The 24,954-nt window shown below is 41.4% G+C and carries 18 protein-coding genes; 9 read left to right on the top strand and 9 right to left on the bottom strand.

Annotated features, from left to right (window positions below; translation table 11 throughout):
- Window positions 1–143: 143 nt before the first annotated feature.
- Window positions 144–1,661: a GH3 auxin-responsive promoter family protein gene (locus C1A09_RS02520; RefSeq protein ID WP_101542152.1), complete on the top strand. Its 1,518-nt coding sequence runs from the start codon at window positions 144–146 to the stop codon at window positions 1,659–1,661.
- A 123-nt stretch (window positions 1,662–1,784) separates the two neighbouring features.
- Here the strand turns inward: C1A09_RS02520 and C1A09_RS02515 are convergent, their stop codons facing one another.
- Window positions 1,785–2,390 carry a DUF4840 domain-containing protein gene (locus C1A09_RS02515; protein ID WP_101542151.1) on the bottom strand — a complete coding sequence of 202 codons (606 nt, stop codon included), beginning with the start codon at window positions 2,388–2,390 and terminating at the stop codon, window positions 1,785–1,787.
- Between the two features lie 111 nt (window positions 2,391–2,501).
- Window positions 2,502–3,551: a tRNA 2-thiouridine(34) synthase MnmA gene (mnmA, locus tag C1A09_RS02510; RefSeq protein ID WP_101542150.1), complete on the bottom strand. Its 1,050-nt coding sequence runs from the start codon at window positions 3,549–3,551 to the stop codon at window positions 2,502–2,504.
- A 336-nt stretch (window positions 3,552–3,887) separates the two neighbouring features.
- Here mnmA and C1A09_RS02505 point away from each other — a divergent pair, with 336 nt between their 5' ends.
- From C1A09_RS02505 to C1A09_RS02485, 5 genes are all read left to right on the top strand, one after another.
- Complete coding sequence (locus tag C1A09_RS02505; protein WP_101542149.1) at window positions 3,888–7,061, top strand: SusC/RagA family TonB-linked outer membrane protein; 3,174 nt, start codon at window positions 3,888–3,890, stop codon at window positions 7,059–7,061.
- A 16-nt stretch (window positions 7,062–7,077) separates the two neighbouring features.
- Window positions 7,078–9,021 carry a RagB/SusD family nutrient uptake outer membrane protein gene (locus C1A09_RS02500; RefSeq protein ID WP_101542148.1) on the top strand — a complete coding sequence of 648 codons (1,944 nt, stop codon included), beginning with the start codon at window positions 7,078–7,080 and terminating at the stop codon, window positions 9,019–9,021.
- 35 nt (window positions 9,022–9,056) lie between these two features.
- Window positions 9,057–10,298, top strand: coding sequence for a DUF5000 domain-containing lipoprotein (locus C1A09_RS02495; RefSeq protein ID WP_158557807.1), 1,242 nt, complete (start codon window positions 9,057–9,059; stop codon window positions 10,296–10,298).
- A gap of 11 nt (window positions 10,299–10,309) precedes the next feature.
- Window positions 10,310–11,008: a DUF4998 domain-containing protein gene (locus C1A09_RS02490; RefSeq protein ID WP_101542146.1), complete on the top strand. Its 699-nt coding sequence runs from the start codon at window positions 10,310–10,312 to the stop codon at window positions 11,006–11,008.
- Window positions 11,009–11,225: 217 nt separating this feature from the next.
- A complete protein-coding gene (locus C1A09_RS02485; RefSeq protein ID WP_101542145.1) occupies window positions 11,226–11,678 on the top strand; it encodes a DUF6078 family protein in 453 nt (150 codons plus the stop codon).
- Window positions 11,679–11,913: 235 nt separating this feature from the next.
- On the opposite strand, the gene C1A09_RS02480 is transcribed toward C1A09_RS02485, so the two are convergent.
- Entirely contained in the window at window positions 11,914–13,041 is a 1,128-nt protein-coding gene (locus tag C1A09_RS02480) for a DUF4934 domain-containing protein (RefSeq protein WP_101542431.1), read from the bottom strand.
- Between the two features lie 2 nt (window positions 13,042–13,043).
- The gene (locus tag C1A09_RS02475; RefSeq protein WP_101542144.1) at window positions 13,044–13,268 is read right to left on the bottom strand and encodes a hypothetical protein; all 225 of its coding nucleotides are present in this window, start codon (window positions 13,266–13,268) and stop codon (window positions 13,044–13,046) included.
- Window positions 13,269–13,515: 247 nt separating this feature from the next.
- On the opposite strand from C1A09_RS02475, the gene cysS reads away from it, so the two are divergent.
- Window positions 13,516–14,991, top strand: a complete 1,476-nt coding sequence (cysS, locus tag C1A09_RS02470) for a cysteine--tRNA ligase (RefSeq protein WP_101542143.1) — start codon at window positions 13,516–13,518, stop codon at window positions 14,989–14,991.
- Window positions 14,992–15,183: 192 nt separating this feature from the next.
- Here cysS and C1A09_RS02465 read toward each other — a convergent pair whose 3' ends face one another.
- The 3 genes from C1A09_RS02465 to C1A09_RS02455 form a co-directional block, all read right to left on the bottom strand.
- A complete protein-coding gene (locus C1A09_RS02465; RefSeq protein WP_101542142.1) occupies window positions 15,184–17,214 on the bottom strand; it encodes a patatin-like phospholipase family protein in 2,031 nt (676 codons plus the stop codon).
- A gap of 176 nt (window positions 17,215–17,390) precedes the next feature.
- On the bottom strand, window positions 17,391–18,941 hold the full coding sequence (locus C1A09_RS02460; protein ID WP_101542141.1) for a sulfatase family protein: 1,551 nt from the start codon (window positions 18,939–18,941) through the stop codon (window positions 17,391–17,393).
- On the bottom strand, window positions 18,938–20,140 hold the full coding sequence (locus C1A09_RS02455) for a glycoside hydrolase family 88 protein (RefSeq protein WP_101542140.1): 1,203 nt from the start codon (window positions 20,138–20,140) through the stop codon (window positions 18,938–18,940). Before C1A09_RS02455 ends, C1A09_RS02460 begins: the two co-directional genes overlap by 4 nt.
- 175 nt (window positions 20,141–20,315) lie before the next feature.
- Between C1A09_RS02455 and C1A09_RS02450 the strand changes: the two genes are divergently transcribed.
- Window positions 20,316–20,720, top strand: a complete 405-nt coding sequence (locus tag C1A09_RS02450; RefSeq protein WP_101542139.1) for a hotdog fold thioesterase — start codon at window positions 20,316–20,318, stop codon at window positions 20,718–20,720.
- On the opposite strand, the gene C1A09_RS02445 is transcribed toward C1A09_RS02450, so the two are convergent.
- Together C1A09_RS02445 and C1A09_RS02440 are read right to left on the bottom strand one after the other, a co-directional pair.
- On the bottom strand, window positions 20,710–21,618 hold the full coding sequence (locus C1A09_RS02445; protein WP_101542138.1) for a DUF3108 domain-containing protein: 909 nt from the start codon (window positions 21,616–21,618) through the stop codon (window positions 20,710–20,712). The two genes, C1A09_RS02450 and C1A09_RS02445, sit on opposite strands and share 11 nt — an antisense overlap.
- A complete protein-coding gene (locus C1A09_RS02440) occupies window positions 21,533–23,506 on the bottom strand; it encodes an Ig-like domain-containing domain (protein WP_101542137.1) in 1,974 nt (657 codons plus the stop codon). Before C1A09_RS02440 ends, C1A09_RS02445 begins: the two co-directional genes overlap by 86 nt.
- 264 nt (window positions 23,507–23,770) lie before the next feature.
- Between C1A09_RS02440 and C1A09_RS02435 the strand changes: the two genes are divergently transcribed.
- Window positions 23,771–24,946, top strand: a complete 1,176-nt coding sequence (locus tag C1A09_RS02435) for an efflux RND transporter periplasmic adaptor subunit (protein ID WP_101542136.1) — start codon at window positions 23,771–23,773, stop codon at window positions 24,944–24,946.
- Window positions 24,947–24,954: the final 8 nt, after the last annotated feature.

The raw sequence follows: 24,954 nt of genomic DNA, 5'->3' as shown, positions 1-24,954 counted from the left end.
ATCCGTTTCGTCATTGGCACATTGGCATATCGCTACATTAGCACACTATCTCCCCGTAAAGATAGAAAAAAAAGAGAAAAAAGATAGAGAAGCCGATAAATAAGATTAATTTTGCGATTTAAAATAAGATTTCAATAAGAACGATGAATATAACAAAGTTTCTGAATAAAGTATACTTCGCTCCTCGCCTGAAAGAAATCGAACAGTATACCGACCATGCAGGAGAATTACAAGAAGGTGTATTGCGACGTCTAATCCGTATGGCTAGCAACACTGAATGGGGAAAGAAATACGACTATGCTTCTATCCGCACTTATGAAGATTTTAAAAATCGTCTCCCTATACAAACTTACGAGGAAATAAAGCCATATGTAACCCGTCTGCGTGCAGGCGAGCAAAATTTACTTTGGCCCTCAACTATACGCTGGTTTGCAAAATCTTCGGGAACCACCAATGATAAAAGTAAATTCCTGCCCGTAAGCAAAGAGTCATTGCAAGACACGCACTATCAGGGTGGAAAAGATGCTGTCGCCATCTATCTGGGGCAAAACCCTGAAAGCCGTTTTTTCTCAGGGAAAGGTCTCATTTTGGGAGGTAGCCACAGCCCTAATCTTAACTCCAACCATAGTCTCGTAGGAGACCTGTCCGCAATTCTGATAGAGAACATCAACCCGCTGGTAAATTTCATACGGGTACCGAGTAAACAGATTGCCCTCATGGATAAATTTGAACCCAAGATAGAGGCTATTGCCAATAATACCTTGCATGCCAATGTCACCAACCTCTCCGGTGTACCGTCATGGATGTTGGTACTCATCAAGCATATACTCAAGAAGAACGGGAAACAGACATTGGAAGAAATATGGCCTAATCTTGAAGTATTTTTCCACGGTGGTGTAGCTTTCACTCCCTATCGTGAGCAATACAAGCAAATCATCAAAAGCTCCAAGATGCATTATGTAGAAACATACAACGCATCCGAAGGTTATTTCGGTACCCAAAGCGACCCAAACGACCTCTCCATGCTGTTAATGATTGATTATGGTATCTTCTATGAATTTATCCCATTGGAAGATGTAGGTAAAGAAAATCCCCGTATCTGCTGTCTCGAAGAGGTTGAGTTGAATAAAAATTATGCGATGGTTATATCCACCTCTGCCGGCCTATGGAGATACATGATTGGAGATACCGTAAAATTCACAAATAATCATCCTTACAAATTCGTCATTACAGGACGTACCAAACATTTCATTAATGCCTTCGGTGAAGAATTGATCGTAGATAATGCAGAGAAAGGTTTGGCTAAGGCATGTACCGCCACCGGAGCACAGATTGTAGACTACTCCGCCGCTCCTGTCTTTATGGACGAACATGCCAAGTGTCGCCACCAATGGTTAATAGAGTTCGCACAGATGCCGGACAACCTGGATAAATTTGCCGAGATATTAGACGATACTCTAAAAGAAGTCAATTCTGACTACGAAGCCAAACGCCAGAATAATCTTGCTCTGCAACCACTGGAAATAGTTGTGGCACGCAAAAACTTATTCCATGATTGGTTGAATAATAAAGGAAAGCTCGGTGGGCAACACAAAATTCCACGTCTTAGCAATACCCGTGAATATATCGAGGAAATGTTGAAGCTGAATAAAGTAAATTAGTCATTCTGATATAATAACGGAAAAAGGTGTATCTCGTAATAAGACACACCTTTTTCATTGATCAGACTAACTTGTTAGGTTTATACTTAATTGAGTTAGAGTCTAGAAACACACATGAATGAGTTATTTATCTTTCTTCATTTCAAATTTAACGAGAGACACCGGAAATTTATCAAAAGGTTCATCATCCACCGTTACCTCATCGGCCTTTATTTCAAACTTATAGTTCTTTGACGACAGTTCATAACTTCCCTTTTGCGTTGCAGATACTTTAACCTTCACTGCAATAGCAGCATCTTCACTGAGCGGCACTGTAAGTTCCATTGGTTTAGGATCGTATGTCATATAAATACTATCTTTCGCTTCACTCAGCATAGCTTCGTAACCTATTTTATATTTTACTTCACCAATAGCTTCTACAATATCATCAACCTGATCTTCAGGCACCAATGTGGCAACCAAATCCCTGATGGGAAAGTTATTAAAGTATACCGTATCATTTTTTACAGTAGCAGCAACACTGGTAGCTTCAGGTATTTCATCTGCCAAAACCTGTTCAGGTTCAAGAGAAAAAATTTGCATTGTACCCGTAAATTCTCCCCAAGCATTTTTAGTATTAGGCTCAATAGGAATGTTGTTGTCATCATCGTCACAAGAAACAAAGCCGAAGGAACATCCAAGTACCATTAGTGATACAAATAGTTGGTTTAGTTTAAAATTCTTTTCCATTTTAGTTTTTTCGTTTAGTTAAGTTAGTCTTCTTTTAAGAAATAGTCATTAAAGAGATATACTGCTTCAACAACTGTTAATAAGCATAAATCGAAAAGAATATACCCTACATCAAATTATGATGCCACCCCCCAATAACAAACCATTTTCATCGTAAAAAGCAGCTGCCTGTCCGGGAGCTATTGCTTCTAAAGCTTCTAATAATGTGACCAATAAATATCCATCAGAAGTCAATGTAACCCTACAATGATTGGCCTGCTTGCGATAACGTATCTTCACTATGATTTTTTCTGAGTTGAAAACTTTTTCCTCATCCACCAAATTCCAATCTTTTAACCACATCTCATTTCTATACAAAGAAGCGAGTGGGGCAAGTACTACCTCATTTTCCTTCCTCCTGATTTCTTTTACAAATACGGCACTGTTCAGTTGAAGCCCCAAGCCACGCCGTTGCCCTACTGTATAGAAAGGATACCCTTCGTGCCAACCTAAAAAATTACCCTTCTCATCTACAAATCTCCCTCGTCCCCTCAATTGGAGAGCAGGCACTTCGCGCCTCAGAAAAGAACGATAATCGAGCGGACAGAAGCACACACCTATACTGTCTTTCTTTGTTGCCACCCGTTCAAAGCCCCGTACAGCAGCATAAGTACGCGCATCACCCTTAGTAAGTTCTCCCATGGGCAAAAGCATACGTTGCAGAATATCCTGTTTCAGCCCCCACAGAAAAAAACTCTGATCTTTATCCTTATCTATCGCCGGAGCAATATAATACTTGCCTTCCAACAAAACCTTACGTACATAGTGTCCCGTAGAAATCCAAAAAATTCCCTTTTCATCGGCAAGTTTCATCAAAAGCGGCCATTTCAACTCATTATTACAAAGAGTACAGGGAACAGGAGTATGCCCCATCATATACTCATCCACAAAATAACGGATGACACATGAACGAAAAACATCCCGGGCATCGTATATAATGTGTTCTATCCCCAACTTTACAGCCAAAGTACGTGCATCCTCCAAATACTCCGTGCCACCAGTTTCATAAAAACGGAAAGTTACACCAGTCACTTCATAACCTGCCTCCTGCAACTTCATAGCAGCCACAGAACTATCTGTACCACCACTCATACCTAATAATACACGATTGTTAGAGTTCATGGGTACAAAAATAACAAAGGAAGAAGCAATCCACAAGCTTTAAAGCATATAACCTTTTTTATCAGAATAAATAAGCACATATAATGAATATTTTAAACGGTTTATCTTTTTTTTACAAGGATTTGATATAAAAGTTAAAGTCATTATAATATTATTTAAAGGATTTGATATGGAAGTTAAAGTTCTCATCCATATTATCCATTAGCTTTACCTCCGGATTATTTTTCGAAAAATATCATAATTTAAATGTTTAACTATTTATCTTAAAAGAGTATGAAAAACGACACATCATTTTCGTTACGTCACCAAGTGAATCGACAATTATGTCGAGGGGTGATGGTAACGATTTTGTCCATTGCATCATCTCCGCTGTTAGCTAATAGCTTCCCGAGTACAGGTATACAGGAAGTTGCAGTTAACCATGCGGTAACACAACAAAAAGTTAAAATAACGGGGAAAGTCATTGATACCGTAGGAGAACCGTTGCCAGGTGCAGCCGTTGTCATTCAAGGTACTCCACAGGGGGTTACTACTGATATCGACGGAAATTTCTCTATAGAAGTAAATCCCAATGCCATTTTAGAGATTTCTTATTTAGGAATGGAAACAAAAGCCGTTTCCGCAAGTGTAATACGTCGTGATAAGGTCATACAGCTCAAAGAACAAGCAGATGAACTGGAAGAAGTAACTGTCGTTGCATTTGCCAAACAAAAGAAAGAGAGTGTTCTTGCTTCCGTATCAGCAGTAAAACCCGCAGAATTAAAGGCTCCTACATCCAATCTCACCACAGCTTTAGCCGGACGCGTAGCAGGCTTAATTTCTTATCAACGTAGTGGTGAACCCGGTATGGATAATGCTGATTTCTTCATCCGTGGCGTTACAACTTTCGGCTATGCAAAAGGTCCGCTTATATTAATGGATGGTCTGGAAATTACTTCCTCCGATTTATCTCGCTTACAACCGGATGATATTGCAAGCTTTTCTATCATGAAAGATGCTACAGCTACGGCTTTATATGGTGCCCGCGGAGCAAACGGGGTCATTTTAGTTACTACCAAAGAAGGTAAGGAAGGTAGGGCCAAAATAGAATTTCGCATTGAAAACTCTATCTCATCTCCAACAAGTAAAGTAGATTTAGCCGATCCTATTACCTATATGGAACTCCGTAACGAAGCTTTCCGTACACGTAATCCATTGGGAGGTGTTCCTTATTCTCAAGAAAAAATAGCCAATACCATTGCCGGAACCAATCCTTATATGTATCCGGCAACAGATTGGTATAGCATGATGATGAAAGACGTTGTAGCCAATCAACGCTATAATCTGAACCTAAGTGGTGGTGGATCGGTAGCACGTTATTATGTGGCTGCTACTTTTAATCAAGATCATGGTTTGATGAAAGTAGATAAAAGAAATAATTTCAATAACAATATTAACGTAAAACGCTATTCCATTCGTTCGAATGTAAATATCAACGTAACTAAAACTACTAAAATGGTAGTACGTCTCTACACAACCATTGAGGATCAAACTGGTCCCATTGATGGTGGTACAACTTTATACAATAAAATCATGCAAACTTCCCCGGTAGAATTCCCGGCCTACTATCCGCAGACCCAATCTACGGCGCATGTTCAACATATAATGTTCGGTAATACCTATGCAGAAGGTACTTCGCTTTATATTAATCCTTATGCCGATATGGTAAAAGGATATAAAGATAAAAGTGCTTCAAAAATCCTGGCACAATTCGAACTAAGCCAAGACTTAAAATTCATCACCAAAGGACTGAAAGCCAGAGCATTGTTTAGTACTACCCGTGATGCTTCTTTCGATGTATCACGTTATTACGAACCTTTCTACTATATGGCAGGAAACTATAATCCGGTAGATGACTCATATGTCTTATCCGAGCTGAATCCTGATAAAGGAACCGAGTACCTGGGATATAATGAAGGCGGGAAAAATATTACGACTAATACATATATGGAAGCCGCCGTAAACTACGATCGTACTTTCAATGAGAAACATGCAGTAAGTGGAATGTTAATCTTCACCCTGCAAAACAGATTGAATGCAAATGCCTCTTCTCTGCAATTATCACTGCCCTACCGCAATATGGGACTTTCCGGACGTTTCACCTATGCCTACGACAGCCGCTATTTCCTGGAAGCCAACTTCGGTTATAACGGTTCCGAACGCTTTGCTGATAACGAACGTTTTGGTTTCTTCCCGTCTGTCGGTCTAGGTTACGTCATGTCCAATGAGAAATTCTATAATGGATGGATTAAGAAATTGCTCCCCAACCTGAAGTGGAAAGCTACCTATGGTCTGGTCGGAAATGATGCTATCGGTAGCAATGATGACCGCTTCTTCTATTTGTCTGAAGTAGGAATGAACGAAAGTGGTTACGGATATACTTTCGGTACGGAGTTCAATACTTCCAAAAACGGTATTGCCATTAAACGTTATGCCAATCCCTACATCACATGGGAAATTGCCAAGAAACTGAATGTAGGAGCCGAATTCAACCTTTTGAATGCAGTAGACATACAAATGGATTATTTCCATGAGAAACGTACCAACATCCTGCAAACCCGTTCCGGTGTTCCTTCAACCATGGGACTTCAAGCCGATGTACGTGCCAATGTTGGTGAGGCCGAAAGTTCCGGTTTCGATATGTCGGCCGACTACAATTACTCTTTCAACAAGGATTTCTGGATGCAAGGACGCTTCAATTTCACCTATGCCACCAGCAAAGTAATCAAATATGAAGAGAATGATTATTCCAAAACCCCGTGGCGTTCAAGAGTAGGACATTCTATCAGCCAGAGATGGGGATATGTAGCAGAACGTTTGTTTGTTGACGAGCAAGACATCGCTAACTCACCTGCTCAGTTCGGTGATTATATGGCTGGTGATATCAAATATAAGGATATCAACAACGACGGCATCATCTCAGACGCTGACCAAGTACCAATAGGCTTCCCTACCGATCCGGAAATAGTATATGGTTTCGGACTCTCGGCTGGATACAAAGGACTGGATGTCTCTTGTTTCTTCCAAGGTCTGGCCCGTGAATCCTTTTGGCTGAATGTAGGTAACAAGAAAGGAACAACCCATCCATTTATCGACGACACCGACTTAAGCGGTCTGGGACAAAATCAATTGTTACAAGCATACGCTGACAACCACTGGAGTGAGAATAACCGGAACCTGTATGCGCTGTGGCCACGTTTAAGCAACACTGTCATTTCAAACAACAACCGTACCAGCACCTGGTTCATGCAAGACGGTTCATTCCTACGCCTGAAGTCCGTAGAAGTAGGATACTCATTTCCACAAAAGTTAATAAAGAAAATGTTCATGTCCAAGCTGAGAATTTATTATAGTGGAAGTAACCTTTTATCCTTCAGCAAATTTGACTTATGGGATCCGGAAATGGCAGGTAACGGTTTAGGATATCCTATACAAAGAGTTCATAATATCGGTATCCAAGTAGGATTTTAAAAACAATTAGATTATCATGAAAAAAAGAAACTATATCATTGCCTTGATGTTGGCTGCAACCTCACTCAATTCATGTGATTATCTGGACGTAGTACCTGATAACGTAGCAACCATCGAATATGCTTTCCGTAACAGAATAGAAGCGGAGAAATATCTGTATACATGCTATTCTTTCTTACCCAACTGGGTAAATGTCGACAACAATCCGGGATTAAATCTTGGTGAGGAGGTCTGGAATGCATATGAGATATTACGGGAAAGCAGATATTATGCCACGAATGTGGGAAACAATATTTCCTCACCTAATTATAATTATTGGGATGGAGCCAATGGAGGAAAGAAACTGTTCGATGCCCTTCGTTGTTGTAACATATTCCTCGAAAACCTGGATTTGGTGAAAGACATCGATACCGGTCTGCGGTCACAATGGGCTGCTGAGGTAAAGTTCCTGAAAGCCTATTATCATTGGTATCTGGCCGAGTTATACGGTCCCATTCCTCTGATAAAGGAAAACTTGCCTATCGATGCTTCGGAAAAAGAAATGCAGATATATCGCGAACCTTTTGAAGATGTAGTGGATTACATCGTCCAGTTAATCGATGAAGCCAAAGATGAACTACCTCCGAGAACTGAAAATCCCATTTCCGATGCCGGACGCATCAATGGTGCGATAGCTTATGCCATGAAAGCCAAGATTTTGGTAACCGCTGCCAGTCCGTTGTTCAACGGTAATGCCGACTATACCAACTTTAAAGACAACAGGGGCGTACAACTGATTAATCCTGAATACGACCCACAAAAATGGGAAAGAGCACGCCAAGCTTGTAAAGAAGCTGTGGAATTCTGTGACATCACATTGAATGGTCCCGGTGAAAGATCACTTTATACCATCAATGACTATGCAGCTCCATCCGCCATGTCTTTCGAAACCCGCCAGATGAATGCTTTGAACAAAGTAATGACCGCCAAATGGAACAATGAGTTGATCTGGGGTGACAGCCGCAATGACAATAATAGTCTTGTACGTAATATTTTGATAACCATCAATCAAGGTTACTTCCGTACAGCCGGGGCCAATTCACAACACGGACCGACACTTCGTACGGTAGAAAACTATTATACTAAAAACGGTTTGCCTATTGATGAGGATGAAACTTGGGACTATAACAACCGTTATGATATCACCACCATTCCCCAAAGCCACTACCGCTATGCCGTAGTCGGTGAACGTACCGCCAAGTTACACCTAGATCGTGAACCGCGTTTTTATGCCAATGTAGGTTTCAACCGGGGCTTGTTCTATCTGTCCGGTATAGACGGACTGACTTCTGACGAAATGAAACAGCACAAGATATTCAGTTATGCAGGCGAAGATGCCGGTAAAAACGGTATCATCAACTATTCGGGAACAGGATATTTCGACAAGAAATTCATTTCCATCGATTGTAGCGTTACTACCTCCGGTTCTTGGAAGAACGACCGTTTCCCCTTCCCTATCATACGTCTGGGCGACCTTTATCTGCTCTATGCCGAAGCCATCAACGAATGCCTGCCTAATGATAACGCGACTTCTGATGACCTTTCTATCGAGTATGTAGATAAAATTCGTAAACGTGCCGGTCTCAAAGGAATCAAAGAAACCTGGGATACTTATGCCCGTCCTCAATACAAAAGCAAATACAAAACCAAAGGAGGCATGCGTGAAATTATTCGCAGGGAACGTCTGATAGAATTAGCGTTTGAAGGAAAATCATATTATGACAAACGCCGTTGGAAGCTATTGACGACTTTCATGAACGAACCTGTCAAAGGTTGGAACACAGAAGGCGTGACAGCCGAAGAATACTACATCGTAACAACCATGTTCAAACCGAAATTCGGTTCTAAGGATTATCTGTTCCCCATTCAGGAATCGACACTCTTGGCCAACCCGAACCTGGTACAAAATCCGGGATGGTAATAAATGTTATACGTAAACAAAAACATATATATATCATGAAACATATATTGAAACTAGGAAGCCTGTTACCCATTTTTCTGATGATAGTTGCTTGTACTGAGGTTGAAAAAGGGCAATATGCAATAGATACCGTAGCACCGGGAACAATCAGTAATTACAGCGTAACCAATAAAGAGGGAAAATCCGTAATTACCTATGACTTGCCGGACGACGAGGACTTACTTTATGTAAAAGCATCCTATAAATTGAATAATGGCAAGGATATGGAGGTAAAGGCATCAGCCTATGTAAACGAATTGGAAGTGCTTGGATTTGGCAAGGCAGCCGAACATGACATCAAAGTGACCACTGTAGACAGAAGCGGCAATGAATCCGAACCGGTGATTGTGAAAGTCACCCCATTGGACAACCCCATATACAAGATCTTTGATGAAATGCAAGTAGCCAGTGACTTTGGTGGTTTAAGTCTGAAATGGGAAAATGAGACGGAAGAAGAAATCATCATTTCCGTAACCACCCCCAACGAATATGGAGAGATGGTAAGCGCACAGAATTTCTATACCAAAGCAGCACAAGGTGCCGGTTTCGTACGCGGCTACTCCACGGAAACTTCAGAGACGGAAGGAAGACGTTTTGCCATCACCATTACCGACCACTGGGGAAACCAGACCGATGTGAAAGACGAGATATTCTATCCCATCTATGAAATCCAAATTCCTTCGGACAGATTTGCTAAATATGTGGTACCGGGATATGGCGACCCGGGAGTATACAACAGTTCCAAGACTCCGTATACAAAATTATGGAATAACAGTTGGGGAACCAATGATGACCATTATCACTCAAAAGTAGGTCAGAAATGGCCTTTCAACTTCGGTATGAATTTAGGACGTTTGGTGAAACTGAGCCGTTTCAAATATTACCAACGTACCGGTGGAAGCAAATGGAAATATCTTTTTGCACATGGTAATCCTAAACGTTTCAAGGTATATGGAGTGCCAGCCACGAGCGGTGGTGTGATACTGGATGTCACCGAACCTAATAACGACTGGATTTTATTGACCGAATTCACCTCCACGAAACCTTCCGGACTTCCTCTCGAGCAAACCAACTCCGATGACCAGGCAGTAGGTAACAACGGAGAAGACGTACTGATCCCCATTGAGGCACCTGCCGTACAGTGGATCCGTATTGAAGTGGAAGAGACATGGGGAGGCGTAAAAGACTTCATCCACATGGCAGAGTTAACTTTTTATGGCAGTTTAGTAGAAAACTAAAAATATAGATTATGAAAAACAAATTGTATATATCACTAATAGGATTGGCAGGATTGACTACATTTTTCTCATGTACGGACATCAATCATCTGCACGAACCTTATTTGGACCGGGGAGAACAAATCTATTTGGGTAAACCGGATTCCATACACATGTTTTCCGGCAAGAACCGTGTCTTGGCAGATGTCTGGTTTTCGGATGTCAAAGCTAAGAATTTGGTTGTGAAATACAACGGAGATATAGACTCCATCTGTATTCCCTTAGTACGCGATCCGGAACATCCACTACGTTCTGATCCGGTTTCCATAGAGATACCCGATGTAAACGAGGGTATAGCCACCACTTTCAAGTTCATCATCTATGATGCAAATATGAAATACAAGTCTCTTACCGTGGAAGCTTTAGGAAGTGCATATGGTAACGATTATCAGGAGTCCATCCAAAATCGTATTCTTACAAATACGACCTATAAAAACGGACAACTGAAAATTGTTTGGCTGAGTACAGGATCCACGCAGATACAATATACCGAAATCAAGTATATTTCGGAGAATGGTGAGGAAATGACCCATAAGTTGATGCCTACCGAAACTGAATGCAGTTTTGGCGTACAAGCCGGCAGCAAGGTACGTTATCGCAGTGTTTTCCTTCCGGAAGAGACTACGGTCGACCTCTTCTATACAGATTATAAAGAGTTTGTTGTAGAATAATAAATTCACATAAAAACAAATATTCAATTCATGAGGGTTTGTCAAAACTCCGATACAGCTGTCATATAGTCTGTCATTCAGTTTTGGCACACCTCTCATGTTTTGTTTTATAACAATCCTTATCTCCTGTCCGGCATTTTACATCCATGAAGCGTAACGAAGGATGAATTAATTCACTACATTTGCTTTCTAAAAACAAAACGAAAACAAAATCACCATGAAAGACGATTTCGACTATCGGTTAGTTCCTTCCAATTACATCCATTGCTTCAACCAAGCCTGCCCCTTCAGTGGCAACTGCCTGCGCCATCTGGCTGCGCTTCAGGCCCCGAAGACAAATCCTTACGTCGTTACGGTAAATCCGGCTGCCTATCCCGAAGATGCCGCGCGTTGCCCCCACTTCAAAAGCTCTGCAAAAATCCGCTTTGCCTGGGGACTGACTACTACTTTTGACAATATCCCCTATAAGACGGCTTTACTGCTGAAAAGAAAAATCCGCAATCTCTATTCCAAAACGACTTACTACCGCATTCTGAACCAGGAACGTTCCCTTTCACCGGCAGAACAATCCGAGATTACCCACATTTTCGAGCAACATGGCATCACCTCAGCTCCCGTATACGATAGCTATACCGAAGAATACGACTGGGGAAACCGTGAAAACAGATAGACAGGGCTTCTTTATTACTCACTTATTAGCAACGAAGTACATGTCCCACCAAGTTTCAATAAAGTGGGACTTTATTCTCATTTTATTGAGAACGTATTCCCTATCAATAGAGAACGCGTTCTCACTTTATTGGGAACAGGTTCCCTCTTTAGTGGGAACGCAAGACTTTCACTAAAGCCGAAGACTCCTAATACCCAAAGCATATCCTTTCGTACAGGTATTGCCAAGAGGAAGCCTATTTCACAAAATAACTAAAGAAAACCGGATTGCTTTCTTCTGATATTTGTTCTAACAAACAAGACAGATTATCATTAGGATGTTTCCCATCTGCCTGCACTGACATTTTAAGTACGTCTGAAGGGTAAACAAAAAAGATACGCCCGCCGCCACCTTCAACCGGAATAAAATTAGGCATGACGAGTTGGTAATCCGTATTCATGACAAGATGATAATTCTTTACTTCTTTCTTTTCTTTAGACAAGATACAAAGCCCGGGTTGGTTGGTTCGGAAGAGCAGATATCCCGGCATATCACACAAATCGGTCATTGTATAAACGTATTTGTTCTCCCGACATATCTCGTTCAACTCTTCACACGTATAGGTTCGTTTTCCGGAAGTATCAGGAAACGCCTTATCACCCCATCCTATAATATAACCTTCTTCTATCAGACCGTCTTTTGTTGCATATATTGTATTATCAAACTTGCGGGTAAGATACACCGGGTCATTTCCAGTCATTGACATAGTACCAAACGTACAGAAAGGTGCAATTTCAGGCAATGGTTTCCACAAAGAATGGCGGTGCCCGATTTCTTTTTCTATAGCCAATAGAGAGTAATCGGACAAATGATTGTTTGCATAAGTTTCCTTCCGCAAATAAATATACTGATCCGTAACAGCCAAAGACTTATAAACAGCCTCTAAACGTTCGGTACGTTCATAAACCCCGTCGAAGGTATAATACTGGATAGCCGGAGGATAAGTAAGCAACAACAACCTCTTGGCTTGCCTATCTATCGCCATATCAAAAAGATTTACATATTCACCGGGACCACCACCGACTGCATGTATCGTAAACAAATGTTTACCTGATTTAGCATAGCCAAGCACTTGTTTCATTTCCATATCCAGAATCAGAAAGCGGTCTTCATTCTCTATAATCCTATCTACTCCATGAATCAAGGCATTCTGCTTTGTCTCGGGTATAAAAAGAGACGCACTATCTAAAAAGCTGGTGTCATTCACCAATCCATCAATCTCCACAACGGGAATCACCTCAGCGAAACCATCCACATTTTTCTTCGTACAACCAGAAATAAGTAATAGAAAAATGCCGGTTATAAACAATATTTTTAATTCCATAATCATTTAACCGGTACCCATTCACTTTCTGTACCCGGTTCACAGTCAACCACTCCTATTCCAAAACAGTCAGTTACTGTTGTTACTAAATATGCATATTGTTCTTCCCCTCTTATAGTGACTAAATATGGGCCTGCCTGTTTAGTCTTCGACTCCTTACTTTCGCTTTTCCCTCCTCCTTCATCAGAAGCTAAAGCCTCAATATCAGCCAACAGTATTTTACTCATTTTCCCTTTTTTAGTCTCACTTTCTAATAAAAATACTACAGATAAAAAACCAACGAAACAAAAGACAATAAATAAGTTCTTTTTAATAATTGTTTGTTTTTAAAGTTATTATTTATCAAAGAAAGTAATAATAACCCCAATAGACAACTTTTAAGCAAGAATTTTCGTATAAGATATGCTATCCACCAATCATTTTTCACAGATTTATTATACCTTTGTGTTCCAAAAGAAACAGAGTCACAACATTATGGAACAACAACTGACCATTTACAACACCTTAGATAGAAAAAAGGAGTTATTCGTGCCTTTGCATGCCCCACATGTAGGCATGTATGTTTGCGGACCGACCGTTTACGGTGACCCGCACTTGGGACACGCACGTCCTGCCATTACTTTCGACTTGCTCTTCCGCTACCTTACACATATCGGTTACAAGGTGCGTTATGTCCGCAACATCACCGACGTGGGACACCTGGAACACGATGCGGACGAAGGTGAAGACAAGATTGCCAAGAAAGCGCGTCTGGAGCAGTTGGAGCCGATGGAAGTGGCGCAATACTACATCAATCGCTATCATCAGGCGATGGATGCGCTGAATGTGCTTTCTCCAAGTATCGAACCTCATGCCAGTGGACATATCATCGAACAGATAGAACTGGTCAAGGAGATATTGAAGAACGGATATGCTTACGAAAGCGAAGGTTCCGTTTACTTCGACGTGGCCAAATATAATAAAGACCACCATTATGGCAAACTCTCTGGACGTAACCTGGACGATGTGTTGAACACGACCCGCGAACTGGACGGCCAGAGCGAGAAGCATAACCCTGCCGACTTTGCCTTGTGGAAGTGTGCGCAGCCGGAACACATCATGCGCTGGCCCAGCCCGTGGAGCAACGGTTTCCCCGGATGGCATGCCGAATGTACCGCTATGGGAAAGAAATATCTCGGAGAAAACTTCGATATCCACGGGGGCGGAATGGATCTTATCTTCCCGCACCATGAATGCGAGATTGCACAATCGGTAGCTTCGCAAGGACATGACATGGTACGTTACTGGATGCATAATAACATGCTGACTGTAAACGGGCAGAAGATGGGAAAATCATATGGTAATTTCATCACACTGGAAGAGTTGTTCAAGGGTACGCATCCCATGCTGGAACAGGCTTATACACCGATGACCATCCGTTTCTTCACTCTGCAAGCACACTACCGCAGCACGGTGGACTTCAGCAACGAAGCGCTGCAAGCTGCCGAAAAAGGATTGGCACGATTAATGGACGCCGTCCATGCGCTGGACAAAATTACTCCCGCAGCCACCTCTACCGTAGACGTGAAGGCTTTAAGAACTAAATGCTACGAGGCAATGAATGATGACTTGAACTCGCCGATTGTCATTGCACACCTTTTTGACGGTGCCCGGACGGTGAACAATATCCTTGCAGGAAATGATACCATCACAGCGGAAGATCTGAAAGATTTGAAAGATACTTTCCACCTCTTCTGTTTTGATATTTTGGGGCTGAAAGAGGATAATGCTTCCAATGAGGAACGTGAAGCGGCTTTCGGCAAGGTAGTGGACATGTTGCTGGAAGAACGCATGAAGGCAAAAGCCAATAAGGACTGGGCTACTTCTGATAAAATTCGTAACGAACTGACCGCACTTGGGTTTGAGATTAAAGACGGTAAGGACGGATGCGAATGGAAACTGAATAAGTAGTTTTATATTCAAACAATACAAAATCAAGAAGCTGCCCCAACAAATGGGCGGCTTTTTGTATAGATAAACAATAAAAATCAGATCTTATCTCTTGCTTATCAAACATATAGGGAGATATCACACGTAACATTCTGAAGAGTATATCTGCCCAAAAACATTGACTTCGGGAGATTGATTTCATAAGCATCGACTTCAGAACACAAAGCCGAATCCGGCATACCACCCTACTTTCTTAGTCTGGTTAGACCAATTGAGCTGTACCTCCACGGGACCCAAAAAACTATTATACATATAGCCAATGCCTGTACCTATCAAGTCGTATGAATGTTGCGACTCAAAAAGTTCATGCAGTTTATCAGAAGTACGTCCGTAGTTGCCCGTTACCAATACATATTGATTTTTAAATAAACGTTGGCGAAATTTCAAACCGGCCACTATCAGTGTACCCGAAGCCAGTTCAGCACGATTGATACCGACAAAGGGTATCTGTTGGGGCATGTATCTACCGGCAATGCTACCACCGAGAAGATTAGTGACGGCAAAGGCATTGTCACTGTCACCCGCCAATAATCGTCCGTTGACGGAGGGAATGACGGTGAAGTTCCTTGATGGTGTAAAACAACCCATCCAATGAGCCGATAAGGCGGAAATGGGATTGTTATCTTTATACTGGAACAAGTTGTCAGTATATAAATTATAATTCACCGACCAAGACATACCTTTGGTGGGAATACTTCTTCCATTCAGGCTGTTATACAACAATCCGACAAAATAACTGAACAGAGATTCATTTCTAAACATCACGGCATCAACCGGCTCAAGCGATAATAAGTCGTGATAATTATAGTGTTGGAAAGAGATACCCGCACCCACTTGTACCTTATTCCAGTCTTTTGCCGCACCTGCTTGGAATTGTTGATGGGTAAACGTGAGGTCAAGGGTACGCTTTCCTTCATTATAAATATTGATGTCTTTATAGTTGAACTGGTAATTCAGTCCCGCCTGCCAACCTGTACCCCATTGATAGTTATATCCGACACGTGCCATAGTACGCTTCCCTAAACGTGCCGTAAGGTCAATCTGTGATTTTTTCTGTTTACCCAGATAAAAATCTGTATTTACCTGCAATGCCGCCAATTCTTCGGTATCAAAACGGAAACCGATATTCAATTTATTCTCTCTTGAAGCGGAAACGGCTATCTGCGGGTCGACAGGAATGTTTTTCTGTTCAGTAATATCAGAAACAGGTAAAGGTCCCGGACGATGAGGCCGATAATCTGTAGAAAGCCCCATCTGCTTTTTCAGAGCAATCAGTTTATCCCAATCGGACTGGGCGGCACGTTCTCCACGCACTATCAGGGTATCAATAGCTTCCTTAGTAAAACTTGCCGCAGAATAACCGGAAACATCTACCTTTATATGTACATTAGTCTTACGTAAATTCTCCTGATATTTCTTTTCTCCTTGCAGGTTGATGATCTGTCCGAAGATGTCTTTCACAGATTTCAACTCCACGGCATCCAGCAACGGACTTTGTACATCGACACCGATAATGAAATCGGCACCCATACCGAGAGCTACATCTACCGGATAATTATTGACCATACCACCATCTACCAGTACCATACCATCAAGATAAACGGGAGCAAAAACTCCGGGTATCGACATACTGGAACGCATGGCAGTAGCCAATATACCTTGATGAAAGATAACTTCGGTACCATTCACCAAATTCTCGGAAACACAAGCAAAAGGAATAGGCAAACGACTGAAATCGGTGAAATCCTGATAACCCTCCGTCAATGTGGAAAACAGTTTTGCCAGGTTCTTACCTTTGATAATTCCGGCATCCGTAACATCGGTAGATTTAAAAGAAAAAGGGATAGAAAGTACGTAGCGTTCGGAACGTAAACGGTCGTCCAATAAGACCTCTTTCGGATTGGGTGCATCCGACAGCAGGAATTTCCAATTTTGGGCATTTACCATGCTATCCAGTTGCCCGGGTGTGTAACCGATGGCATAGAGTCCGCCTACAATGGCTCCCATACTGGTACCCACCACATAATCGATAGGGATACCCGCTTTCTCTATCACTTTTAATGCACCGATATGTGCGGTTCCTTTGGCACCGCCACCACTCAATACAACGGCCACCTTCGGGCGGTCTTGTGCCCAAAGTATCAGTGGAAAGAATAATAGCCAAAACAATAATTTACGTTTCATCTTTCTCGTTTGGATTTTAATAGGGATGTGAGAAAGATAGAACAATTAACTTTATCTGTTAGTTCACTGTTAATTAGGAACTGAGGTTAGAGAAACAAAAAGGACACTTCTTTACAAAAGTGTCCTTTCCAATTTATTAATCCAGTATGAGAACTGAGTATACCGCAATTACCCGTTTATTTTTCATAAGGTATCATATCAGCCAGAATACCTTCTTTATACCAAGGATCATCAATCTCCTTGAGAACTTTTCCCATCTCAGTACACAGTTCCTGCACTACCTCCCTGTTTTGCTCCAAAGGAAGATTATTCATCTGATACGGGTCTTTTTCGTCATCAAACAACAGGCTTCTTACAAGCTTATGGTCTTTACGATCAATGTAGAGTGCCAATGTATAGCGAGCCGACTTGAAACCACGAGATGACGGGAAATAAGAATGAATTTTGCCATCAGCTTCTCTTTCTCCATCCAAGTTTTGAATATAAAGGGCACCGGTCGGGCGCACAATTTCTGCCTTTTCATCGAAGAAAAGTGGTGCATAGTTACGTCCTTGTACTTCCGAAGGAATAGAATCGGATAAGCCTGCCAAACCTAACAAAGTAGGCATAATGTCCGGTGAAGACATCATAAGATTATCTACACGAGGTTTCAGCTTATCAGGATAACGTACCAGGAAAGGAGTATTCATGGACTCGGAGTACGGTGAATTCTTCGGATCATTCGTACGCTGGCTACACATGGTTTCTCCATGGTCGGATGCAAAGACTACAATTGTATTCTTATCCAGCCCAAGTTCTTTCAAAGCATCAAGTATTTTACCGAAAGCACGATCGACTCCCGTAACAGAAGCGAAATAGTAGCGTACACTTTCTGCTTTCTCCATTTTGGGATCGGCATTCGGACGAACGAGCAAACTATCCAAAGGCTGGTCTTTGTACAAATTAAAATCTTCCTCCATACAGTCATCCAAAGAACGATAAGGACTATGAGGAGGATTCATTCCTACCATAATAAAAAATGGTTTCTTCGGATCACGCACATTATCTTCGTTCTTTAAATAAGAAACCACCTTACCGGCTTCCCACAACGGAGACCATTCATGCGGATCATGTCGATTACCATCCGTATCCCAATAATGGGGATTTTTATGTTCATCGAACGTCCCGTAAGAATACCAGTAATTAAATCCATGACGGCGTTCCTTCGGTGTATAGGCATCCCATGCAGGAATACGGTCTTCTACGTATTGTCCCGGACGTTGAGGGTCGTTGGGAGTCGGAAAGTCAGCATGTAGTTTACCAAAGTAGGCACAATCATATCCGGCTTTACTGAAAACGTCACCCACACACTCAACATCTTCACGTAAAGAACTGATAGGACGGTCTGAATTACAGTTCAATGGAACACCACTCTTGTTAGGATACATTCCGGTGAGCAAAGAACCACGGTGAGGGCTACTCAATGGACAGTTGCTCATCACAGAGGTCAAGACAACAGATTCTCTGGCAAAATCGTTCAGACGGGGAGTGTGTACCGGATCGTTGCGAAAGTTCACCTTATCCCTAAATCCTTCCTGTCCCCAAAACTCCATAGCCTGGTTACGGAACTGATCCGGAAAGACATATATCACATTCGGTTGTTGCGCCTGTTCTGCCTGAGGGGCTTTACACCCCTGCAAGGCGAACAAACCTAAACCACTTAACAAAAGATTAAACTGATTTCTCATTTTTTCTCCAAGTCTCTTTTACGCTTCAAACCTTCCAGGAAGTAATAATCCGCATAATTCAAAGGAACATCAATTTCGGCATTGTGGGGAATGCTACCTACGGAATGCATCAGGATAAAGTTGCCATTAGTACCCACTTCAGCACGGTATGCAGGCGTTGCAAGACTTTCCATGATTTTATCGGCAGTCTCCTTATAACCTTTACCCGGAATATAAGTACTCAACTCATAAAGAGCAGATGCGGTACATGCTGCCGAAGACGCATCACGAGGTTCATTCGGAATGTTGGGAGCATCATAATCCCAATATGGAACGAGATCTTCAGGAAGATTTTTATTGTTGAAGATAAAATTGTATACTTTTTCTGCCTGATCCAAATATTTTTGATCATGAGTATAGCGATAACACATAGTATAACCATATAAAGCCCATGCTTGCCCACGAGCCCATGCAGATTCGTCAGCATACCCTTGCGCTGTTTGTTTTTTACGAACCTCACCGGTTTCGGGATCATAGTCCACTACATGATAACAACTGTTGTCAGCACGGAAGTGGTTTGCCATAGTAGTATCAGCATGTTTCGTTGCTATATTATAAAAGGTGGAGTCACCGGAAAGTCTGGTTGCTTCGAACAACAACTCAAGATTCATCATATTATCAATGATAACGGGACACTTCCAACCACGTGTACCTTGCCAACCTTTATCAGCGTCCCAAGATTGAATGACACCTGCTCCGGGACGGAAACGAGTAGACAGTGATTTAGCTGTCTGTATGATAACCGGTTTGTATACTTCTTTATTAGCAAAACGATATCCATTCAAATAACTACAACCAATCATGAAACCTACATCGTGATGCCAAGTTAAATACTGCACAGAATCCAAAGCTTCTGTATACTTTTCAGCCAATGGCAACCATTTCTTGTCACCTGTCAGTTCGTACATGTACCACATGCTTCCAGGGTAGAAACCAGAGCACCAGTCTTCGATAGATATATAATGAATACTACCATCCGCATTGATTGTTCGCGGATTAAGAACTTTGCCGGATTTTTCAATAATGTCTGTCTGAATTGTGTTCTGAGCCACTGCATTATCAATGTTTTCCTGGATAAAATTATTTTCGGTTTGCTTTTGTCCTGCGCAACCCGCAAAAATAAGAAGGGAGACTCCCAACGTAGTGAGAACTGTTTTCATAATAAAGGATTTATTTATTAAATATTTTATGATTTTTCACGGGCAAATGTAACGCTCTTAAACTAAAAAGACCCTCATAAATCATCCAATTAAAAGCTAAAATATTACATTTGCGTTCAAAAACAGCTATTTTAGTCTTCTATCACCGATCATTAAACATTAATTATCAAATATCATGACCCCACAAGAGTTTTTCAAAAAAGATCTTTTTGCCGATAAAGTCGGTGTAGAATTACTGGAAATAAAAGAAGGATATAGCAAAGCATCCCTTCTTATTAAAGAAGAACATCTCAATGCAGGACACCGTACTCAAGGAGGAGCACTCTTCACTCTAGCAGATCTTGCACTGGCAGCAGCCGCTAATTCACATGGAGCACTGGCCTTCTCACTTTCCTCCAATATCACTTTTCTACGTAGTAGTGGACCAGGTGACATACTGTATGCCGAAGCACGCGAGCGTTACGCTGGGCGCAGTACCGGATATTATCAGATAGACATCACCAATCAAAAAGGAGAGCTAATCGCTACATTCGAGTCCAGCGTATTTAGAAAAGGAGACACTCTTCCATTTACTTTGTAACAATAGAGGCCATCGGATAGCGATTACCTCTTACACTTTTCAAGAAAGCTTTCGCCGAACCGAAATTTAGATACATATCCAATCGTATGGGAAGGTGGTTTTTGTCATCGGATATATAGAATGTGATGACTTCTTTCTCCTTCCCCTTTTTGTATTCCACAAAAGAGAATACCAAACAACGATAAATCGTATCATTATTAGCTTTTATCTCTTCCTTCCCACGATAAATAAGAGTCTGTTCTTCTACTCTACGACCTGTTGCCATCGGAAAAAGAATACGATCGCCCACTTTATAATCATTGGGGTTGTAAGAACGCGCCTGGGCAAGGATACTCAACATATCAAAAATACAACGGGTGTCGCTATATTCCATTTCCTGAATAGTTCCATCACGCCAAGTTCGTTTCTGTTTCACAATCGATTTACCATCGTTATAGGAAAACCAAGCCTCATCCACCGTATAGCGTTTACCTTCTTCAGCAGCTTTCCTGAAATAAAGAGGTTCGAGTTTATCACTGACATAGCATGTCAAAGTATCCCTCATTCTAAAAAAGAAATCAGTCTTCTTACTACCCACGGAAAGGAGATTAAAGCGATAGGCAGGTTTGGAATGGTAGGTAGTGGCATTTGTTGTCAAACTGGCAAGTCCCACCTTCTTCCAAATAAACTTCCAGTTGAAATATAAGTCATACATGACATGTTCACCCGACTTAAAGGCTGTATTCTCTGCCGTACACTGTGCTTGGGCAGAAGAAGGACTAGCCAGAGTAATAAACCCCACCAGTAAACATAGAGCGAATATTCTTTTTTGTTTAATAGCTATAACCTCTGCCACTATTGCGACTACTGCTGTTATTATTCCTATTGTTGCTATTCTTGTTCTTTTTCTTGTCTTCATCTGGTTTTTGTTTTTTTAGTTCATCCGGTTTTTGTTTATCAAGCGGCTTGGCTTTCACATCCCAATCTTGCACTAAATCAAAATTAGCCTTAAACTCCAACACCTGCGGATAATAATAAACCATTTCCGGCTGGCGTTTGTTGACGTAATCACCAGTATCCCATACACCATTCCCATTTGTGTCATTAACCAAGCGAGCTCCGTACTTACCCGGATTTAAAAAGTAGAAATCCGCTTTCCCATCGACAACAGGAACCGTCCGTACCACTTTGTCCTGAGGATCCAACAAATCGACGAAAGCCACAGAGTCCGCTCCCGTTATATTAAAGAAGATCTGTCCGTATTCTTCCAAGTTCTTCACCTTAAACTCTTTCTTTACCTTATCGGTAAACATACCATATAACCCATGAAAAGCCATAGAGTCTACCTCAAAAGCATAACTTTCACCGGGTTTCCAGTCGGCATATAGATTATAGCGTTTCAAATCCAGCGAATCCCGTACAAAATCAAACGGTATATCTTGCCATAAAGAATCCACTTTATGCCGCACATGTAAAGCCGTATCGTTATAATGAGCAATAGGCTCAGTAAAAGTCAATGTTATATAATCATATACATCCATAGCAGAAGGTGCATACACATCCATGGCAAGGAAAGGAGGTTGCTCCGGTTCCTCGGCATCTCTCTTCTTTTTCTTCTTTTTCTGCTCCTTCAACTTCTTCTCCAATTCTTCTTGTTCCTTTTCCTTCAGTTTCTTATAACTTACTTTTGAAACGAACTTCAGAGTATCGGTACGCGGAGATAATTGCTTCAAACTATCTGTATATAAATAAGTAAGGTTTACTTTCAATGTATCCTGTTGATAAAGCAAAGAATCTTTTATCCAATAGTGTATAGTGTCATTCCGTCCTGTGGTTTGTTCCACAACAAAGGCATCCTTTTCATCAAAATTCAACCCTTTTAATAAAGGCAGACTATCTGCCGGAGCCGAAAAATAGATAGAAAACTTTTGAGGGGTAAGACGCTCGGTTTTCAACAAACGCTGAGAGAATATCTGTTCCTTGAAACAACGCAACATCACATTATCGGGAAGGAAGTACGTGTACTTACGTTCCATGATAGTATCTATAGTTAAAGAATCTTTCCAGAGCGTGTCTTGCCTTACGCGTTCTTCCATAGAAGGAATGATAAGAGAATCATTGAAAGCGATAACTTCAGTCGGTTGTGAAAAATAAAAATTCTGATCCGCATCCTTCAATGCATAAATACGATATTTACCGGGAGCCACACCACGTATAGAGAACTGACCACGGCTATCCGTCCGTCCTACACGATCAAAAGGCAGTGTGGTAAATGCAGAATCTGCTAGATTGGCATGTAATCCTACCAACATTCCTTTTACCGGTTCCAAATTAGACGCTTCGAGTAATGTACCGGCTATAGCCATCGAATCAAGTTCCGCACCGGTAGAAAAGGTATATGTAAAAGCTTCCAACGGATTTCCCTCGTTATTATCCTGAATAGCATCCGCGAAATCTACAGTATAAGTAGTATTCGTCTTCAGAGTATCCTGTAAAGTGATAACCACTTTCTTACCATTAGACTTTATCTCAGGCTGCTGCACCTGAGGAGGGGAAATAACCACCTTTTCATTAGCTTTATCCAACTTGATAAACTCATCAAACTCGATTACTATTTTCTTCTTTTTATTATGAAGTGCGCCGGGCAACGGGGAACCCGCAACAAAACGGGGAGGTGTCTCGTCAATAGGTCCTCCTTCCAAACGACCTATACTGGCACAGGAATACAAAACAGCTACTATGGCAACTGCTCCCAATAACCGGTGAAAAAGCGGTTTCATCTTATTATGATGTTTACAATGTAACATGTTGCAAAAATAAAGGTTATCCGACAATTAGCGGTATGCTTTACAGTATTTTTGGAAAAAAACAACAATTTAGTCCGAAGTATATATAAAACATAGTTAAAAAACAGGTATGTTCATACCTTATATACCGAGAAAAGAATAATTTTGCGGTCGAAAACTAAAAGTTCCTATTTAGTTTTCGACCGCTATCCTTTTTTCTACTATGTTTGACATATAAGCCCTCAAATCAACAAGAATAAAATATACAGAGAATAAAAAAAGAGTATGAAGAGTAGATTAGTATTATTGGCATGTTGCCTGGCACTGCTCAGCAGTTGTGGACAAGGTGACAAAAGCATGGGTAAAGCACCCGAATTTGCAGTGATTGCAGTAGAGACTACCACTGCTAACTTGACAAACAGTTATCCGGCTACTATTAAGGGTAAACAAGACGTAGAAATCCGCCCGATGGTAAGTGGTTTTATCACTAAATTACATGTAGACGAAGGATCTGTAGTACGTAAAGGACAAATTTTGTTCAGTATTGATCCTGTACAGTATCAAGCTGCCGTAAATTCAGCTAAAGCTGCTGTGGAAACAGCCAAAGCTGCTGTAAATACACAGGAACTCACCGTGAATAACAAACGTACACTGAACCAAAAAAACATTATCAGTGACTATGATTTGCAGATGGCGGAAAACCAACTGGCACAGACAAAAGCGCAACTGGCTCAAGCAGAAGCCCAATTGGTAAATGCTAAAAATAATTTATCATATACAAGTGTCACCAGTCCCAGCGATGGTGTAGTAGGTACTATCCCCTACCGCGTAGGTAGCTTGGTTAGCCCGTCTACAGCAACTCCGTTGACTACGGTTGCCGATATTTCTGAAATGTTCGCTTATTTCTCCATGACTGAAAGACAACTGTTGGCACAAATTCGTGAAGGAGGCAGCATCAAGCAAATTCTGGAAAAGATGCCGGATGTACAGTTACAACTCATCGACGGAACCATGTATGCCGATAGTGGTCGCGTGGAAACCATTAGCGGAGTTATCGACCAGGCTACCGGTTCGGTAACCATGCGTGCCCTCTTCCCCAACAAGCATAATGTGCTGCGTAGCGGAAGCACAGGTAATGTGGTATTCCCTAACCCGCTACATGATATAATCATGATCCCTCAATCAGCCACTACGGAAATCCAGGACAAGAAGTTCGTATTTGTTCTGCAACCCGACAATACACTGAAAAATACAGAAATCAAGGTATTCAGTCTGAACGACGGTAAATATTACTATGTAACAGATGGTCTGAAAGCAGGTGAAAAGATCGTTATCGAAGGTGTACAAAACCTAAAAGACGGACAGAGTATTACGCCCATTACTCCTGCAGAAAAAGAGGCAGAGTACCAAAAAGCTCTGAAAGACCAGAAAGAAGGTAATATTCAAACGGCGTTCCAATAAAAGAATGA

It is taken from the genome of Bacteroides cutis (assembly GCF_900241005.1).
Lineage (GTDB): Bacteria > Bacteroidota > Bacteroidia > Bacteroidales > Bacteroidaceae > Bacteroides > Bacteroides cutis.
The sequence above is the reverse complement of the archived record's forward strand: the minus strand, read 5'-3'. Positions and strand labels throughout refer to the sequence as shown.

Coding starts and splice junctions, on each gene's coding strand:
- C1A09_RS02520 (WP_101542152.1), top strand. CDS start 144: ATGAATATAACAAAGTTTCTGAATAAAGTATACTTCGCTCCTCGCCTG.
- C1A09_RS02515 (WP_101542151.1), bottom strand. CDS start 2,390: ATGGAAAAGAATTTTAAACTAAACCAACTATTTGTATCACTAATGGTA.
- mnmA (WP_101542150.1), bottom strand. CDS start 3,551: ATGAACTCTAACAATCGTGTATTATTAGGTATGAGTGGTGGTACAGAT.
- C1A09_RS02505 (WP_101542149.1), top strand. CDS start 3,888: ATGGTAACGATTTTGTCCATTGCATCATCTCCGCTGTTAGCTAATAGC.
- C1A09_RS02500 (WP_101542148.1), top strand. CDS start 7,078: ATGAAAAAAAGAAACTATATCATTGCCTTGATGTTGGCTGCAACCTCA.
- C1A09_RS02495 (WP_158557807.1), top strand. CDS start 9,057: ATGAAACATATATTGAAACTAGGAAGCCTGTTACCCATTTTTCTGATG.
- C1A09_RS02490 (WP_101542146.1), top strand. CDS start 10,310: ATGAAAAACAAATTGTATATATCACTAATAGGATTGGCAGGATTGACT.
- C1A09_RS02485 (WP_101542145.1), top strand. CDS start 11,226: ATGAAAGACGATTTCGACTATCGGTTAGTTCCTTCCAATTACATCCAT.
- C1A09_RS02480 (WP_101542431.1), bottom strand. CDS start 13,041: ATGGAATTAAAAATATTGTTTATAACCGGCATTTTTCTATTACTTATT.
- C1A09_RS02475 (WP_101542144.1), bottom strand. CDS start 13,268: ATGAGTAAAATACTGTTGGCTGATATTGAGGCTTTAGCTTCTGATGAA.
- cysS (WP_101542143.1), top strand. CDS start 13,516: ATGGAACAACAACTGACCATTTACAACACCTTAGATAGAAAAAAGGAG.
- C1A09_RS02465 (WP_101542142.1), bottom strand. CDS start 17,214: ATGAAACGTAAATTATTGTTTTGGCTATTATTCTTTCCACTGATACTT.
- C1A09_RS02460 (WP_101542141.1), bottom strand. CDS start 18,941: ATGAGAAATCAGTTTAATCTTTTGTTAAGTGGTTTAGGTTTGTTCGCC.
- C1A09_RS02455 (WP_101542140.1), bottom strand. CDS start 20,140: ATGAAAACAGTTCTCACTACGTTGGGAGTCTCCCTTCTTATTTTTGCG.
- C1A09_RS02450 (WP_101542139.1), top strand. CDS start 20,316: ATGACCCCACAAGAGTTTTTCAAAAAAGATCTTTTTGCCGATAAAGTC.
- C1A09_RS02445 (WP_101542138.1), bottom strand. CDS start 21,618: ATGAAGACAAGAAAAAGAACAAGAATAGCAACAATAGGAATAATAACA.
- C1A09_RS02440 (WP_101542137.1), bottom strand. CDS start 23,506: ATGTTACATTGTAAACATCATAATAAGATGAAACCGCTTTTTCACCGG.
- C1A09_RS02435 (WP_101542136.1), top strand. CDS start 23,771: ATGAAGAGTAGATTAGTATTATTGGCATGTTGCCTGGCACTGCTCAGC.